We start from the raw sequence: 16,465 nt of genomic DNA, 5'->3' as shown, positions 1-16,465 counted from the left end.
ACTAATTATAAATAAATTTAAACAGATTCTAAGAATCATGGAAGACATGAAAACCACATCCAACGAACTTGTTGCCAACTCCTACCGGCAATATTCACGGCCTGTGCATGCCTACCTATTTAATAGGATAGACGACTGGGAGACTGCTCGCGACCTGACTCAGGACGTCTTCCTGCGTCTGCTCGACTACAAACCGATGCTTCGTCCCGAGACGGTGAAGAGTTTCATCTTTACCATCGCTTCCAATCTGCTGGTGGACTATTGGCGTCGTAGTGGACTGAAGCAGGAATATACCTCTTATATATATGACTGCTGTCCGACGTCGGTAGAAGATGTAGAAAGTCGTGTAGTGGTAAAAGATTTGTTGACCTTAGAGCGATACACCTTAAACAAGCTTTCGGAACAACGTCGGAAAGTGTATGCTATGAAACGCTTCCAGGACAAAGACGTTCCCGAGATTGCTGCCGAATTACAACTTTCCATCCGTACGGTGGAGAATCATTTGCGTTTGGGACGTAAGACGGTACGCGAATATATCAGACAATGTATCTGAAAAAAACTTCGGTCGGCTGATGTCGCAAGAATTGAGTTAATAACATAAATCTAATTTAATTTTATTGTTTATGAAAAATGGATCATTGAATCTGCTACAGGTAAGAAGTCTGCTTCTTTTCCTGTTTGCCACTTGTGTGGCATCCGTTTTCTGTTCCTGCAATGATGAGGAGGGACGGATTACGATTGACAATTCGGCTCCTGCTCAGGTCACTAATGTGCAGGCAGTTGCCGGTCCGGGTGAGGTTACCTTGAGCTGGACCAATCCCGACAGCCCCAGCTTCATGTACACCAAGATTTCTTACACCGACTCCAAAGGTGAAGAGAAGTATGTGCTGGTAGCAAAAGACAAACCTTCAACTGCCACCGTGAAAGGATTTGCCAGTACGGACGAATGCAAGTTTTCGTTGTATGCCTGCTCAGTGAAAGGGAACAATGCCGGTGCGGTAGAAGTATCGTTTGCTCCCGGTGCTCCGGCTTATCTGGAAGTGGTGAAGACCATTACACTGAGTCCGGTATTGGGCGGTACATTGGTAAACTATAAGAATGAGTTCAATACGACGGTACCTATAGCATTGGAATACCATCAGGCAAGTGATGCCAGCAAGACAGGAAGCACCAAATTCGAGGTGCCAGCCAACAGCGAAGGCACACAGTTGGTAATGTTGATGGACAGTAACAACGAATTCTTGCAGGGTGAGTGCGTGGTCAGAGTCAGTGCAGAAGATGAGTACGAGAATGCTTCCGAACCGATTGAGAAGACGATTACACCGATACCGGCAGTCAAGATAGACCGTTCTTTGTGGAGTTTCCCCGGTTACAATGAAAATTCGAATGACGCAACCATCGGCTACAGCTCTCAGGAAGCACAGGGCGAAGGCGATAAAGACGGCCTGAAGAACGGACGTGTAGTTTCGATGATAGACAGCAGTCTGAATACTTATTGGCATGCTTCCTGGAAAGTGGCTACCAACTATCCGCATTGGTTCATTCTGGATATGGGTAAGGAAGTAACCGTTGCCAGCGTGGAACTGACCCGTCGTCAGGGAGATGCCCGTGGACAGAAAGGACAGCATATCTATACTTGTACGGAAGCCGGTGCGACCGATCCCAGCAATCCGGACAGTTGGCAGTGGACCGATCATGGTGATTTTGCTTTCGATCCCAATACCGACGTGCCTCAGTCTTGCGGCTTGCCTACAACGCCCCGTGCCCGATATATTAAGGTGTACTTCGGTACCGAACACAAAGGTACGGGTTCGCAAGCCATGTTGGCAGACTTGAATGTCTATGGTGCAGAAGAGTAAATCTAATACGAATACATAAAAATACGTTTTTACATCATGAGAAAGAAATTCATATGGGTTGCCGCCTTGTGTGCGGCCTCCCTATATCCCGCATCGCAGGTACGTGCGGCGGTAGAAGTGGTACAGGAAGTACAGCAAAGCGGAAAGACCGTGAAAGGTAAAGTTCTGGATAAAAACGGCGAACCGGTCATTGGTGCCAACGTGATGGTGAAAGGAACAACAATTGGTGTGATAACCGACATTGACGGTAACTTTACGCTGAACAATGCTTCGGGCACGTTGGTTATCTCTTACATCGGTTACCAGACAGTGGAGATCAAGGTCGGTGCTCAAAACGATTATAATGTAACCTTGCAGGAAGATTCCGAATTGCTGGAAGAAGTGGTAGTAGTAGGTTACGGTACGCAGAAGAAGGCATCACTGACGAGTGCCATCACACAGGTAAAAGGTGAAGAGGCTTTCAGCAATAAAGGTATCACCAATGCTACTGTAGCTTTGCAGGGCGAGGTTCCGGGACTGGTCATTACGCGTACGTCCAGCCGTCCGGGTAGTGAGAATGCTTCTATGAAGATTCGTGGTGATGTTTCTATCAACGGTGATGGTAATCCGTTGGTGATCATTGACGGTATGTCCGGTTCGTTGGATGACTTGAACGCTATGAATGCCAATGATATTGAGAACATCTCTGTGTTGAAGGACGCTTCGGCCGCCATCTACGGTGCCCGTTCTGCTTCGGGTGTTGTGTTGGTTACTACGAAACGTGGAAAGAAGGGTAAGGCGCAGGTGACTTATAATGGCGCCATCAGCCGTTCTATTACCGGTATTCAGCCTTCGTTTACGACCAACAGTGAATGGCTGGACATGTTCTATCAGGCTCAATACTACGATGCGATAGCTGCAAATCCCAGCCTGAGTACGCCGGAGGAAGTACATAAGAACATCAACTGGTGGATATTCAATTCGTTTGGAGGGCCGACACTGGATGCTTCGGATGTAGATCCGACAACTGGCAATCCGGTAGTGTACAAAGGGGAGACACTGTTCAACGCCCTGCGTGCAGGCCGGGTACTGACTTTGCAGAACGGCGACAAGGTAGAGCGCTGGGATCCGAATGTCTATATGCAGGATGTATTGTATGGTAGTGCTACTTCACAACGTCACGCAGTGACCATCTCCGGTGCAGATGACAAGTTCGGATACTATGCTTCGTTGAGCTATTCGGATGCCAATTCGCAGTTGAAGATAGCCGAAGATGGTGAGAAAAAATACGGTGCCCGACTGAACATGGATTATCAGGCTTACGATTTCCTGAAGTTCGAGACCGGCATGTCGTATGAGAAGCGCGACATTACCACTCCTTCAACCGATGTCGGTGCGGGTTGGTTCGACCCTTGGTTCTGGCCTGTATATAACCAGAACGGCGATGCTTACGATACATTTAGTGGAAACCGTAACCCGGTTGGTGGTTTGACACAGGGTGGACAGATAAAGAACTCGTTTACCAATTTCCGTGCCAACGGCAAGGTGACGCTCGACCTCAACAAATGGGTACAGGGTCTTTCTTTCTCTGCTACGGGTAATTATAAACTGGCTCAGCGTGCCACACAGACTGCCAAGAATAAGGTGCAGTATTACGACTGGGTAGGCACACAGACCGGAAACAAGCAGGGACCCGGTTCGCTGGAAGAAAAGATGGAACGTTGGGAGAATGTGACTTTGGGAGGTTATGCCAACTATGAGCGCACATTTGCCGAAGTTCACAGTTTGTCTGCCATGTTGGGTATGACGGCCGAACAGGAAAGTTATAAGAAAGTGACCGCTTCACGTGGTATGGGCCCTCTCTATCCGGGATCTGGTCTGACGGATTTGGATGTATGGATTGACGGAGCTACCAAGTCGGCTGGTGGTGGACAGAGCTCATGGGGTTTTGTTTCCTACTTGGGACGTCTGAACTATATCTACGATGACAAGTACTCGGTAGAAGTGTTGGCACGTCGTGATGGTTCGTCGAAACTCTCCAAAGAGCAGCGTTGGAAGAACTTCTATTCTGTTTCCGGCTTCTGGAGAATCTCACGGGAGAATTTCCTGAAGGACATCAACTGGCTGGATGACTTGAAAGTGCGTTACAATTACGGTAAGACCGGTAATGTGAACGGTATCGACAATTACGAACGCTTTTCTACTATTAGCACCGGTACAACGTTGTTTGGCACTACAGCTACTCAGCATACTTCGTTGTGGGTAGCCAACATGACTTCAGACCAACGTACTTGGGAAACCATTTACAGCCACAATGCAGGTGTTGACTTTGCTGTGTTGAGCAATCGGTTGAGAGGTTCGTTCGATTACTTTGTGAAGACCAACGATGGTATGTTCATCGACGTAACTTATCCTTCTGTATTGGGTGCATCTGCTCCGAAAACCAACAACGGTAAGTTGCGTACCAAAGGTTGGGAAATAGCCTTGAACTGGAACGACCAGATTGGACAGGTAAGATACAACATCGGTGCTTCGTTGGCCGATGCATCTACTGAATTGCTGGAGTTGACGAACAATGAAAACGTGCCCGATCCGGGTAAGAACACGAACCGTTTGGTTGGCAGACCGTTGAATGCCATCTATGTATACCAGACAGACGGAATCTTCCAGACTCAGGAAGAAGTGGATGCTTACTATGAAATGTATTACTGGAATGCCGACCGTACAGGCCCTAAAGCTAACAACATCCTGCCGGCTCCGTCCGAAACAGGTACCAACCGCTTGCGTCCGGGTGCCCGCCGCTATGTAGACTTGAATGGTGATGGTGCCATTACGACCGAGGACCTGTATTATGCCGGCGATGCCGCTCCGCGTCTGACATTCGGTATTAAGTTGGGTCTTGAGTGGAAAGGTATTGACTTTTCAGCCTTCTTCCAGGGCGTAGGTAAGCAGAATATTCTGAGAACGGGTAATGTCTATGCTCCGTTTGTAACAAATTACACGCTGCAGAACAGTACCTTCCTGAACAAGACATGGACGCCTGATTATACAGATGCTGAATATCCGATTATTTCGCGTGACCAGAACTTCAACAAGTTCAACTATAACAACGTGGATGCCAGCGTACAGAACAACCGTTACATCCGTCTGAAATCTTTGGTAGTAGGTTATTCGCTTCCCAAACAATGGATTGCCAAGGCCGGACTGAACAAGGTGCGGGTTTACTTCTCGGGCGATGACCTGTGGGAATGGACCAAAGTGAAAGATGGTTATGACCCGGAAAATGGTGAGGCTTCAAACAACACGTTCCCCTTCAGCCGTTTGTTGACTTTTGGTGTGGACGTAACTTTCTAACTAAATTCTTAAAACTTGAAATATGAAAACAATATTGAACAAGATATTTCTGGCTTCGGCTATGACCTTGTCTTTGACGGCATGTAGCGATTTCCTGAATAAGGAACCCTTGTCACAGGGTACAGAAGCTATCGTCTTCAAAACACCGGAGCATTTTGAGCAGGCTGCCAATGCGCTTTACAATGTAGAAGCGTGGAAGAATTACAACAATCAGGCAAATTATGACAGCATGGACCGCAATCTGGATATTTCCGGATTGGGTAGTAACGGAGGCGGTTCGGCTCCTGAAAGCAACTATCAGTGGGATAAACCGTACAGTCATATCCGTACTTGTAACATCCTGTTGCAGAAGGCGGCAGAATATACAGGCGATCAGGCAGGAATTGCCCAGTCGGTAGGTACGGCTTACTTCTTCCGTGCATGGCAACATTTCTATCTGTTACGTATCTTTGGTGGTGTGCCCATTGTCGATCATGTACTTGACGTCAACGATGAAGTGCTTTACGGCCCGCGCAAGAGCCGTTACGAAGTCGCTGCATTCATTATTTCCGACCTGGAAAAGGCTATTCCGATGTTGCCTCAGGAAAAGAATATTCCTGCTGATTCCAAAGGAAAGGTCAGCCAGGAAGCCGCCAAGTCTTTCCTGGCCCGTGTACTGCTTTACGAGGCAACATGGGAGAAATATGTACCGACCATTGGTTACGACCTGGACGGAGACGGTGTGAACACTGGTGCCGGTACAGCCAAACCGGAAGGATACTACAGCATCGAGAAAATGTTGAGCGAGGCCAAACGCCTTTCAGGTGAAGTGATTGACGAGGCCGAGAGCGGTACCTTCGAATTGTGGAACGAATGTGATAGCCTGAGCTACTTCTATCTGTTCAATATCGACGATGGTGCGGGTAACATTCCTAACTTCATGGGTGCAGGCAAGAGTACCAACAAGGAGTTCATCTTCTTCAAGAAGTACGATTATGATTTGGGACGTGGTGGCATCAACCTCTCACACACCGTGGCTACCTGGCAGGGTTCCAACATCAGTTCCAGCTTCGGCGAGTCCTTCCTCTGCCGCAACGGTCTGCCTATCCGCATCAGCTATACGGGCGACATGAAGGATGCGCAGAACAATCCCCAGTTCGAGGGCTATGATACGTTTGTGGGTGAGTTCCGCAACCGTGACTATCGTTTCATCGGTTGCTGTATGTCCATCCCCGACCGGACATTCTGGAGCAGCCGTCCGGAAGATGGCCGACAGCTGACGGAGACTGGTAAACCTTATCCCGATCCGGTCTTCCCCAAGAACAATGACGTGTATGATTCAAGCGATCCTGCATACAGCAGCACTTGTGCCGTGTTTAAGCCGACTCTTCGCAACAACTCTACCGCCAGCAGTTATGGTAGCCGCAAGTTCCTGATTGAAGGTGCAGGCAGACCCCAAAATACGGAGTCGGCAGATTATCCGCTGATCCGTCTGGCCGAAGTACACCTGATTTACGCCGAAGCTACTTGCGAACTGAATGGTGGAACGATTTCGGATGAGGATTTGGATAAGTCTATTAACAAGAATCGTGCTCGTGCCCGTGTGGCTCCGTTGACCAATGCATTGATTGCCAACGTATGGGATGCCGGTTGGTTTGACCACGCTACCGGAAAAACCATCTGTAAGAAGATGAATATGCTGGACGAGATACGCCGCGAGCGTGCTTGCGAGCTCTTTGGTGAGGGCTTCCGTCTGGATGACTTGAAGCGCTGGGGTATTGCCCACATCAACCTGACCGGACAGAAACTGGGTCATAAGATTTTGGGTACTGCCTACGAGACCGAAAAGGCCAACGATGCTACTTACTTTGGTGAACCCTGCTATTATCCCGAGAAATATCCGTTGCTCTACGGCATTTACGAAGGAAGTGGACCGGACGATCCTGATTATGGACGTTCCATCGCTACTTTGGCAGGTAACTTGCTTTTCAGCCAACGTGACTATCTCTCTCCGATACCAAGAACACAAATGCGTCTGAATAGCCAGTTGAAGCAGAATCCCGGCTGGTAATCCCTGCTTGTTTATATTGCGATAAGAAAGTCTGATTGTCTTCTGCCTGGTTGCGGACAATCAGACTTTTTTCTTATTTTTGTCCGAACTCATTAAAATATATGATTATGAAACAAGTCATTCTTATTTTCATTTGTATGTTGGTGCAATCCGTCGGCTCGTTGTGTGCGCAGACCGAAAAGGACTCTGTACGTGTACTCTATATAGGGAACAGTTATACTTACTATCACGACTTGCCGCTCATGGTGCAGAAGATTGCCCGGAACATTGCAGTGGACCATCGGATGAACATTGCCTGGCAGGCTTATACCCCTGGTGGGTGTACATTTAAAAAACACTTGCAACGGAAGGAGGAACAGGAAGCTATCCGGAAGGGGAACTGGGATTATGTGATTTTGCAGGAGCAGAGCGCCGCTCCCGCCAAGCCGACCGCCATTGTGCAACGGGAAACTTATTCGTATGCCCGCCAGTTGGACAGTCTGGTTCATGTGTACAATCCGCAGGCACATGTCATCTTTTATATGACGTGGGGACATAAAGACGGCTGTCAGGAGCCGCATGAGGCATATCCGTTGATCGATACGTATGAAGGCATGCAGGACCGGCTGATAACCAGTTATCTGGAAATGGCCTACCAGAACGATGCCTGGTGTGCACCGGTCGGGATGGCCTGGAAGCGTGTTCGGGCCGAGCATCCCTATCAGTCGCTGTATTGGCCGGACGGCAGTCACCCCTCTGTCTTGGGAACCTACCTGGCAGCCAACGTAATCTTTTCCACTCTTTTTCAGCGTCATTATCAGACAACCTATACGGCAGACCTCGATGCCGAACTGGCGGAATACATACAGCAAGTGGCTCAGCAGACTGTGCTGGATAACCGGAGGCTGCTGAATCTTCCTCAATAACAAGCTGGCCGCCGCTAATCGGACATATCTCATTGAGCGTACGGAGGAGCTTATTCGTAATAGTATATAAATTCAGGTTTCGGATTTTATCTTAACCTGCTATTTCCTTGTCTTACTGACTTTTGGCCGTTCTCTAAGCATGAGAACTACATTCTCACTGAATGAGAATTTCTTTCTCATGCTTATGAGAATCTTTTTCTCATAACTGTGAGAATAGTTTTCTCATACTTGTGAGAATAACTTTCTCATAGCTGTGAGAAACTGTTGAGACAAGAGCTTGTTGCGTAATGCCTAAGCAAGCAGTTGGAAGTAGGGTAGAGATTCATATACGCTTCTGTTGTGCTTTTGCTTAAAAAAAGGTAGGTGGCTGCCTGCTTCTCCAAGTGCAGGGTATAAATATGATAATAAAATAACCTATTTAACTGGTATCTTTTTTATGAAAGCGAATTTTCTTTTTCTCCTTTTTGTGCTCTTGTCGTGGCAAGTGCAATCGCAAGAGTATCCTAAATGTATCTTGCCGGGTGATTATCCCGATCCGAGTATTCTGCGCGATGGCAAGGATTACTACATGACACATTCTCCATTCTATTATGCGCCGGGCTTTTTAATCTGGCATTCTCAGGATTTGGAACATTGGGAACCCGTTTGTCGTGCCATGACGGAATGGCAAGGCTCTGCTATGGCTCCCGATTTGGTCAAGTATGGCGAACGCTATTATATCTATTATCCGGCGGCAGGTACCAATTGGGTGATTTGGGCCGACCGGATACAAGGCCCTTGGAGTGAACCTGTTGATCTGAAGGTGGGAGGCATTGACCCGGGACATATCGTAGATAAGGATGGAAATCGATTTCTTTATGTGTCTGAAGGCAAAGTCGTTCCTTTGGCGAAGGACGGACTTTCGGTCAGTGGCGAAGTGACGAAGGTGTATGACGGTTGGCCGATTCCCAAGCATTGGGTTACAGAAGGCATGTATCTGGAATCGCCGAAGCTGTTTTTCCACGACGGCTATTATTACCTGGTTTCGGCCGAAGGAGGAACAGCCGGTCCCGCTACAAGCCACATGATAGTAATGGCCCGTTCGAAAAGTGTGCTGGGACCGTGGGAAAATTCTCCGTACAATCCGCTGGTACATACGTATAGCGCAAACGACAATTGGTGGTCGAAAGGCCACGGTACGCTGGTTGATGACGTAAACGGCAACTGGTGGGTAGTCTATCATGCTTATGCCAACGGCTACCATACATTGGGAAGGCAGACATTGATTGAACCGATAGAATGGACTTCGGACGGCTGGTGCCGTACGGCAGAGAAACCGAAATTCCGTCTTGACAATCGGTCTGATATAGAACACGGAATAAAGCTGTCGGACGATTTTGCCGGTCCGGAATTGGGAATGCAGTGGACCTTCTGGAAGGAGTATGCTCCGAAAGCATTGAAGTTCGACAAGAATACCCTGTGGCTGGATGCGAAAGGAAAAACACCAGCGGACGGACGCCTCTTGTTGGTAACAGCTGAAGACAAGAATTATGAGACTCAAGTCGACATACAGACAGGCAAGGGAAACAAAGCCGGGCTGGTATTGTATTATAATGAGCAGGCTTATGCCGGTCTTGTTTCCGACGGTAAGGTGTTTACCGTCTACCGTCATGCAGATAAACCGGTGGAAGTCCCTAATACTGTCGGACGGAACTTCTCTGTCAAGATTAAAAATCAGGGAAATCATGTTTCTGTTTGGGTTAGTAAGGATCGGAAAGACTGGACTGCCATAGCCGAGGACATCGACGTGTCTGGCATGCATCACAATGTCTACAAAGGCTTCTATGCATTGCGAATCGGTCTGGTAAGTATGGGAAAAGGCAAAGCCGGATTCAGCCATTTCCGATATAAGAATGCGGTGTCGCAGGAAAAAGACATGAGTGCTTATCTGATGGTATTCCATAAGGATGAAACCCATGGGTTGTATATGGCAATCAGCCGCGACGGATATTCGTTTACGGCTTTGAATGGTGGAGAGCCGGTATTGGCTGGTGACACTATTGCCAGCCAGCGGGGCATTCGCGACCCTTACATCTATCGTGGTCCGGACGGGGCGTTTTATCTTGCTATGACTGACTTGCATGTATTTGCGAAAAGAGACGGTTATCGGGATACAGAATGGGAACGTGATGGAAAACTTTATGGCTGGGGAAATAACAAAGGACTGGTTCTGATGAAGTCGTGGGATCTGATACACTGGAACCGAGCCAACATCCGTTTTGACAAACTGACCGCCGGACTGTCTGAGATAGGTTGTGCCTGGGCACCGGAAATCTGTTATGACGAACAGAAAGGAAAATTGATGATATATTATACCATGCGTTTCCGTAATGAAAGGAATAAGTTGTATTATGTTTATGTAAACGATGATTTTAATCAGATAGAGAGTTTGCCTCAATTGCTTTACGAGTATCCCGATGAAAACATTTCGGCCATAGATGGAGATATAACACGGGTGGGCGACCGCTATCATCTGTTCTATGTAGCACATGATGGGACACCGGGTATCAAGCAGGCGGTATCAGACCGTATCAACGGAGGATACAGATACGATTCTAAATGGTACGATTTTGAGCCCAAGGCTTGTGAGGCACCGACTGTATGGAAACGGATCGGAGAGGAGAAATGGGTATTGATGTATGATGTATACAGCGTTACGCCACATAATTTCGGATTTACGGAGACAACCGATTTTGTAACGTTTAAAAATCTGGGACGGTTTAATGACGGTGTGATGAAGTCGACCAATTTCAATGCTCCCAAACATGGAGCTGTCATTCATCTGACGGCGGACGAGGCTGACCGTCTGGAACTATACTGGAAAGAGAATGGAAGAAAATTTGTTCCGTCCAGGGATAATGTGATGATAAAATAGAAGGAATACAGGTTCCTGAAAAAGCAAGATTGGTTGTTTATAATGGAAGTTCATTCTATATCATTCTCTGATATTTCTTTAAGCTTGTTTGGTAATTTTTGTTTTTTCATTCGTATTTATCTATGCAGATTAAATATAAGTGAGTTTATAAGTTCGTTGTATTTTAATTTTAAAAAGCTGAATACTTGGAAAAATATATATTGAGATATGAAAAAAATAGGATTATTTCTGTGGACATTGGCTACTGCCACTGCATTATGGGCCGGTGAAGAGAAAGACTTGCAACTTGCTTCGCCCGACGGAACACATCGTATCGCTTTCTGGCAGAAGACAGTGTCGCCGGGAGTCAACGAACTGTGTTACCGGGTGGATTATAAAGGAAAAACGGTGCTCGGTGAGTCGCGTGCCGGACTCGATATGGACAACCGTGTGTGGGAAATGGCACTTGGCGAACGTAGCCTGAAGCAACCGGACTGCTGGATGGACAATCTGGAAGTCGACTCGGTAAGTTATTTCCCTTTGGCCGACCGTACCTGGCATCCGCTTTATGGGGAACGAAGCACGGTGCGCGACTGTTACCGTTCGGCTACAATGTATCTTTCGAAGAAAGACGGATCGCAATACCGGCTGAATATCGAAGTAAGGGCTTATAACGAGGGAATTGCTTTCCGCTATTATTTTCCGGAGCATCCGAAAGCCATTTTCCACAAGGTGGTGGCCGATCTGACGGAATATACTTTTCCGGCCGGAAGCATGGCATGGGCCGAAGAATGGGCACAGGCACGGTTCGAACGTTTAGCCGTAGGGGATATCCGACGTCCGGTAGAAAGAGCTCTGACATTGGAACTGCCCGGAGGAATATGGGCTGCCCTGGCCGATGCCGATGTGGATGACTGGTGTCTGACCAAGTTTGTCGCTTCGGACAAGAAGAACAACACGCTTACTTCTGTCATGTACAGTCCTGTGGACATCGTGACCTACTATGCCACACCCTGGAAAGTGATTATGGCAGCCGACCGTCCGGGCGACCTGCTGGAGCATAACGACATCATACAGAATCTGAATCCTCCGTGTGCAATAGACGATGCCGACCAATGGGTGAAGCCGGGCAAAATTATGCGTGAAACAACTATTACGACCGAAGGAGCCATAGCCACCATCGACTTCTGTGCGGAACATCGCATTCCTTACATGCTGTTCGACTGGAAATGGTACATGCCCTGCACTTCGCACGATGGCGATGCGACAAAGGTAGTGCCCGAAGTCGACATGCCGCGTGTGGTGGCTTACGGCAGGGAAAAAGGTGTAGGCATCTGGCTGTACGTCAACCAGCACGCGCTGATGAAACAGGCACGCGAACTTTTTCCGTTGTTGTGCGAGTGGGGCATTGTCGGTGTCAAGTCGGGCTTTGTGCAGTATGCCAGCCATCGCTGGGCTACGTGGTTGCACGACTTGGTTCGTCTGGCTGCCGAGAATCATTTGTTGATGAACATTCACGACGAGTTCCGTCCTTCGGGTTTCAGCCGTACCTATCCGAATCTGCTGACACAGGAAGGCATCTGTGGAAACGAGGAGTTTCCCGATGCTACACACAACACCATCCTTCCTTTCACCCGCATGATAAACGGAGCGGCCGACTATACGATCTGTTACTACGACAAACGGCTGAAGAACACTCATGCCCATCAGCTGGCTGCGTCGCTGATCTTTTACAGTCCTTTGCAGACGATTTTCTGGTATGACCGTCCTTCCTTCTATCAGGGCGAACCCGAGATAGAATGGTTCGAACATCTTCAGACGGTGTTCGACGACTCTAAAGTGCTTTCGGGTGAGCCGGGAAAAGGCATCGTGATGGCGCGACGTAAGGGAGAAGAATGGTTTGTAGCCGCCATGACCAACAACGAAGGTTCGCAACAGACAGTAGACCTTTCGTTTCTGGACAAAGGCAAGCCGTATCTGGCCTATATTTATACCGATGGCGGGGAAGAGGTAAAGACGCGGACACACGTGCGGTGTACTTATTTGCTGGTAGATGCCTCGCAACGTCTGCATTTCACCTTACAGCCCCGTGGCGGAGCTGCCATCCGTCTGGTGCCGGCCACAGGGGAAGAGACCAGGAAGTATAAGAAGTATCGGAAGAACATGAAACTGTAACGGACCGGACAGCTTGTCCGATGCTGGTTTTATTTGTGTGCGGCGTTGAGTGTCCGGGCTTTGTTATTCGTATTATATCGTGTAAGGATGCTGAATAGAGCAGATATGAGGAGGGGCTGACTTTTAGGCACGGATTACACGGAATATACGGGGAAAGAAGAATATCCGTGAATTCCCGTGTAATCCGTGCCTAAAGGAAAGTGATTCTTTAATTTGCCCCATCCCCGGATGACATCAGACACAGAACAATTTTAGAGATAACAGAATATGAAAAGACTGATAATGGTACTGACCCTGTTGGGTAGTTGGCAAATGAATGCGGAAGCACAATACGTATCGGACGTATGGGTGTCCGATCAGTCGGACGGAACGTATGTCAATCCGGTGCTTCATGCCGATTATTCTGACCCCGACGTGTGTGCGGTAGGCGATGACTTCTACATGACGGCTTCCAGCTTTCAGTGTACGCCGGGTTTGCCTATTCTGCACTCCAAGGATTTGGTCAACTGGCAATTGGTCAACTATGCCCTGAAGGAGGTCGAACCGAAGGATTTTTACCGCAAACCACAGCACGGAAAAGGAGTCTGGGCGCCCTGCATCCGCTATCATAACGGCGAATTCTACATCTATTGGGGCGATCCGGACTGGGGAATCTTTATGGTGAAGACCAAAGACCCCAAAGGCGAGTGGGAGAAACCGGTACTGGTGAAAGCCGGTCGGGGAATGATTGATCCTTCGCCTTTATGGGACGAGGACGGAAAGGTGTATCTGGCTCATGCTTGGGCAGGTAGTCGGGCTGGATTCAACAGCATCATTACCATTTGCGAGATGAATGCGGAAGGTACGCAGGTAATTGGCGAACCGGTACTGGTGTTCGACGGTAACGACGGAGTGAACCATACAGTGGAAGGCGCAAAATTCTATAAAAACAATGGGTATTACTATATATTGGCTCCGGCAGGCGGAGTGGTTGAAGGCTGGCAGATAGCCTTGCGCTCGAAACATGTATATGGTCCGTACGAATCGAAAATCGTCATGGCACAGGGAAGTACCGACATTAACGGTCCGCATCAGGGAGGCTGGGTGAAAACCCGCTCCGGTGAGTCGTGGTTCGTGCACTTTCAGGATAAAGGTGCGTACGGACGTGTTATCCATCTGAACCCGGTGGAGTGGAAAGACAATTGGCCTGTCATAGGGACAGACAAGGATGGCGATGGTTGTGGCGAGCCGGTGAAGCGGCATCGCAAGCCGGATGTAGGACGCAACTGGCCGGTACAGACTCCGGTGGAAAGTGATGAGTTCGATTTGCGCAAGCTGGGGCTGCAGTGGGAATGGCATGCCAATTATCAGGATTGTTTTGGCTTTACTTCCGATCTGGGATATATGCGTATTTACTCGCACATCCTGTCGGAGCACTTCGTGAACTGTTGGGAGGTGCCCAACCTGCTGTTGCAGAAGTTTCCGGCCGAGGAGTTTACTGTCACCACTAAACTGAAGGTATCGGCCAAGGACGACGGACAGCAGTCGGGCCTGATAGTGATGGGCTGGGATTATTGTCGCGTCGGTCTGGAAAAACAGGGAGAAGCATTTGTGCTGAAGCAAACCGTCTGCAAGGATGCCGAACAGGGGACACCGGAGACGGTTGTCACCCTAGCCGAAGTACCGGTGAGCCGGAAGTTTGAGGCCGGCCTGCATCCCAACTACGAGCGTGATATTTTTCTGCGTGTGCAGGTAGGCAAGGGAGCTGTATGCCGTTTCTATTACAGCCTCGACGGCAAGAAGTTTATGCAGGCAGGGTCACCGTTTACAGCCCGGCAGGGCAAATGGATCGGTGCCAAGGTAGGCCTGTTCAGCGTTACTCCTTATGGCAAGGAGCGTGGCTGGGTAGACGTTGACTGGTTTCGTGTGAGTAAATGAAAGATATATAAAGATTAAAGTTTGAAAAAGGTATGAAGAATTTAGTTTTTGGGATGAGCATGGGGATGTTTCTGCTGGCGGCTTGCTCGGTTTCCGACCGTACGTTCAGCGCAGACAATGAGTTGGACTATTGCAGCCGTCAGGTAGAACGTACGCTGAAAGACCTGAAGGATGAAAACGGAGTGACGGATTACACGATGATGCCCCGTAATATCCTGCAAGGTGAGACACGATGGAACTGCCGTAAGGCAACCAGCGAAGAATGGTGCAGTGGTTTCTGGCCCGGTGTGCTGTGGTACGATTATGAGTATACGCAGGACGAAAGCATCCGTCAGGAAGCCGAGAAGTTTACGGCTTCGCTGAAGTTTCTGTCCGAGAAACCGGCCTACGATCATGATCTGGGTTTTCTGGTATTTTGCAGCTATGGCAACGGCTATCGCCTGACCCGCAACCCGGAGTACAAACAGGTGATTCTGGATACAGCCGATACGTTGGCCACTTTGTTCCGTCCCAAAGCTGGCACCATACTGTCGTGGCCGCGCAATGTGCAGATGTTTGGCGGATATAACACGATTATGGACAACATGATAAATCTGGAACTGTTGTTCTGGGCATCGAAAAACGGAGGCAACCCTTACCTGGCCGACATAGCCATATCGCATGCCGACCGTACCATGAAGTATCAGTTCCGTCCGGACTATACGTCTTATCATGTGGCTGTATACGACACGCTGAGCGGTGAATTCCTGCGCGGAGTGACTCACCAGGGTTACGGAGACAACACCATGTGGGCACGTGGACAGGCATGGGCCATCTACGGTTTTACGGTGATGTATCGCGAGACGAAAGATGCCCGCTATCTGGACTTTGTACAGAAAGTAGCCGATGTTTACCTGTCGCGCCTTCCGGAAGATGCTGTACCTTATTGGGATTTCGATGATCCGTCCATTCCCGAGGCTCCGCGTGACGCATCGGCTGCCGCGGTGGTTGCTTCGGCTTTGTTGGAGTTGTCCACTTACTTGCCTGCCGAACGGGGAAGTGCATACAAGGATTCTGCCGTGCGGATGCTGACCAGCCTCAGCTCGGAGAAGTATCAAAGCAGGAAGACCAATACAGCCTTTCTGCTGCACTCAACAGGGCACTGGCCTGCGAAGTCGGAGATTGATGCTTCCATTATTTATGCAGACTATTATTACATCGAGGCTTTACTGAGGCTGAAGAAACTGGAAGAGGGGAAACCACTGTTCTGAAAGATGCCTTTCTGAGGCTTCTGGAGGGGGTGGTGAGCCACACAAGTGCGGCTCGTGAACAACACAAGTACGGCTCGCGAGCC

Annotated in this window: 9 protein-coding genes; all 9 read left to right on the top strand. The window is 48.8% G+C overall.

Annotated elements, in window-relative coordinates; translation table 11 throughout:
* Positions 1-37: 37 nt before the first annotated feature.
* The 9 genes from QVP67_RS12515 to QVP67_RS12475 all read left to right on the top strand — a co-directional run bounded on the left by QVP67_RS12515 (position 38) and on the right by QVP67_RS12475 (position 16,382).
* Complete coding sequence (locus QVP67_RS12515) at positions 38-553, top strand: sigma-70 family RNA polymerase sigma factor (RefSeq protein ID WP_022163902.1); 516 nt, start codon at positions 38-40, stop codon at positions 551-553.
* Between the two features lie 70 nt (positions 554-623).
* On the top strand, positions 624-1,859 hold the full coding sequence (locus QVP67_RS12510; protein WP_022163901.1) for a DUF4959 domain-containing protein: 1,236 nt from the start codon (positions 624-626) through the stop codon (positions 1,857-1,859).
* 36 nt (positions 1,860-1,895) lie between these two features.
* Positions 1,896-5,192, top strand: a complete 3,297-nt coding sequence (locus QVP67_RS12505) for a SusC/RagA family TonB-linked outer membrane protein (RefSeq protein WP_022163900.1) — start codon at positions 1,896-1,898, stop codon at positions 5,190-5,192.
* A gap of 22 nt (positions 5,193-5,214) precedes the next feature.
* Complete coding sequence (locus tag QVP67_RS12500) at positions 5,215-7,242, top strand: RagB/SusD family nutrient uptake outer membrane protein (protein WP_022163899.1); 2,028 nt, start codon at positions 5,215-5,217, stop codon at positions 7,240-7,242.
* A gap of 107 nt (positions 7,243-7,349) precedes the next feature.
* Positions 7,350-8,147: a DUF4886 domain-containing protein gene (locus tag QVP67_RS12495; protein WP_022163898.1), complete on the top strand. Its 798-nt coding sequence runs from the start codon at positions 7,350-7,352 to the stop codon at positions 8,145-8,147.
* A 436-nt stretch (positions 8,148-8,583) separates the two neighbouring features.
* Complete coding sequence (locus tag QVP67_RS12490) at positions 8,584-11,061, top strand: family 43 glycosylhydrolase (RefSeq protein ID WP_022163897.1); 2,478 nt, start codon at positions 8,584-8,586, stop codon at positions 11,059-11,061.
* 207 nt (positions 11,062-11,268) lie between these two features.
* Positions 11,269-13,215, top strand: coding sequence for a glycoside hydrolase family 97 protein (locus QVP67_RS12485; RefSeq protein ID WP_022163896.1), 1,947 nt, complete (start codon positions 11,269-11,271; stop codon positions 13,213-13,215).
* A 267-nt stretch (positions 13,216-13,482) separates the two neighbouring features.
* Positions 13,483-15,132, top strand: a complete 1,650-nt coding sequence (locus QVP67_RS12480; protein WP_022163895.1) for a glycoside hydrolase family 43 protein — start codon at positions 13,483-13,485, stop codon at positions 15,130-15,132.
* A 32-nt stretch (positions 15,133-15,164) separates the two neighbouring features.
* Positions 15,165-16,382, top strand: coding sequence for a glycoside hydrolase family 88 protein (locus QVP67_RS12475; RefSeq protein WP_022163894.1), 1,218 nt, complete (start codon positions 15,165-15,167; stop codon positions 16,380-16,382).
* Positions 16,383-16,465 lie beyond the last annotated feature (83 nt).

Origin of the sequence: Bacteroides sp. CAG:633, from assembly GCF_000435115.1 — a bacterium.
Taxonomy (GTDB): Bacteria; Bacteroidota; Bacteroidia; order Bacteroidales; family Bacteroidaceae; genus Bacteroides; species Bacteroides ndongoniae.
Note: the sequence above shows the minus strand (reverse complement) of the source record. Positions and strands in the feature narration are given on the sequence as shown.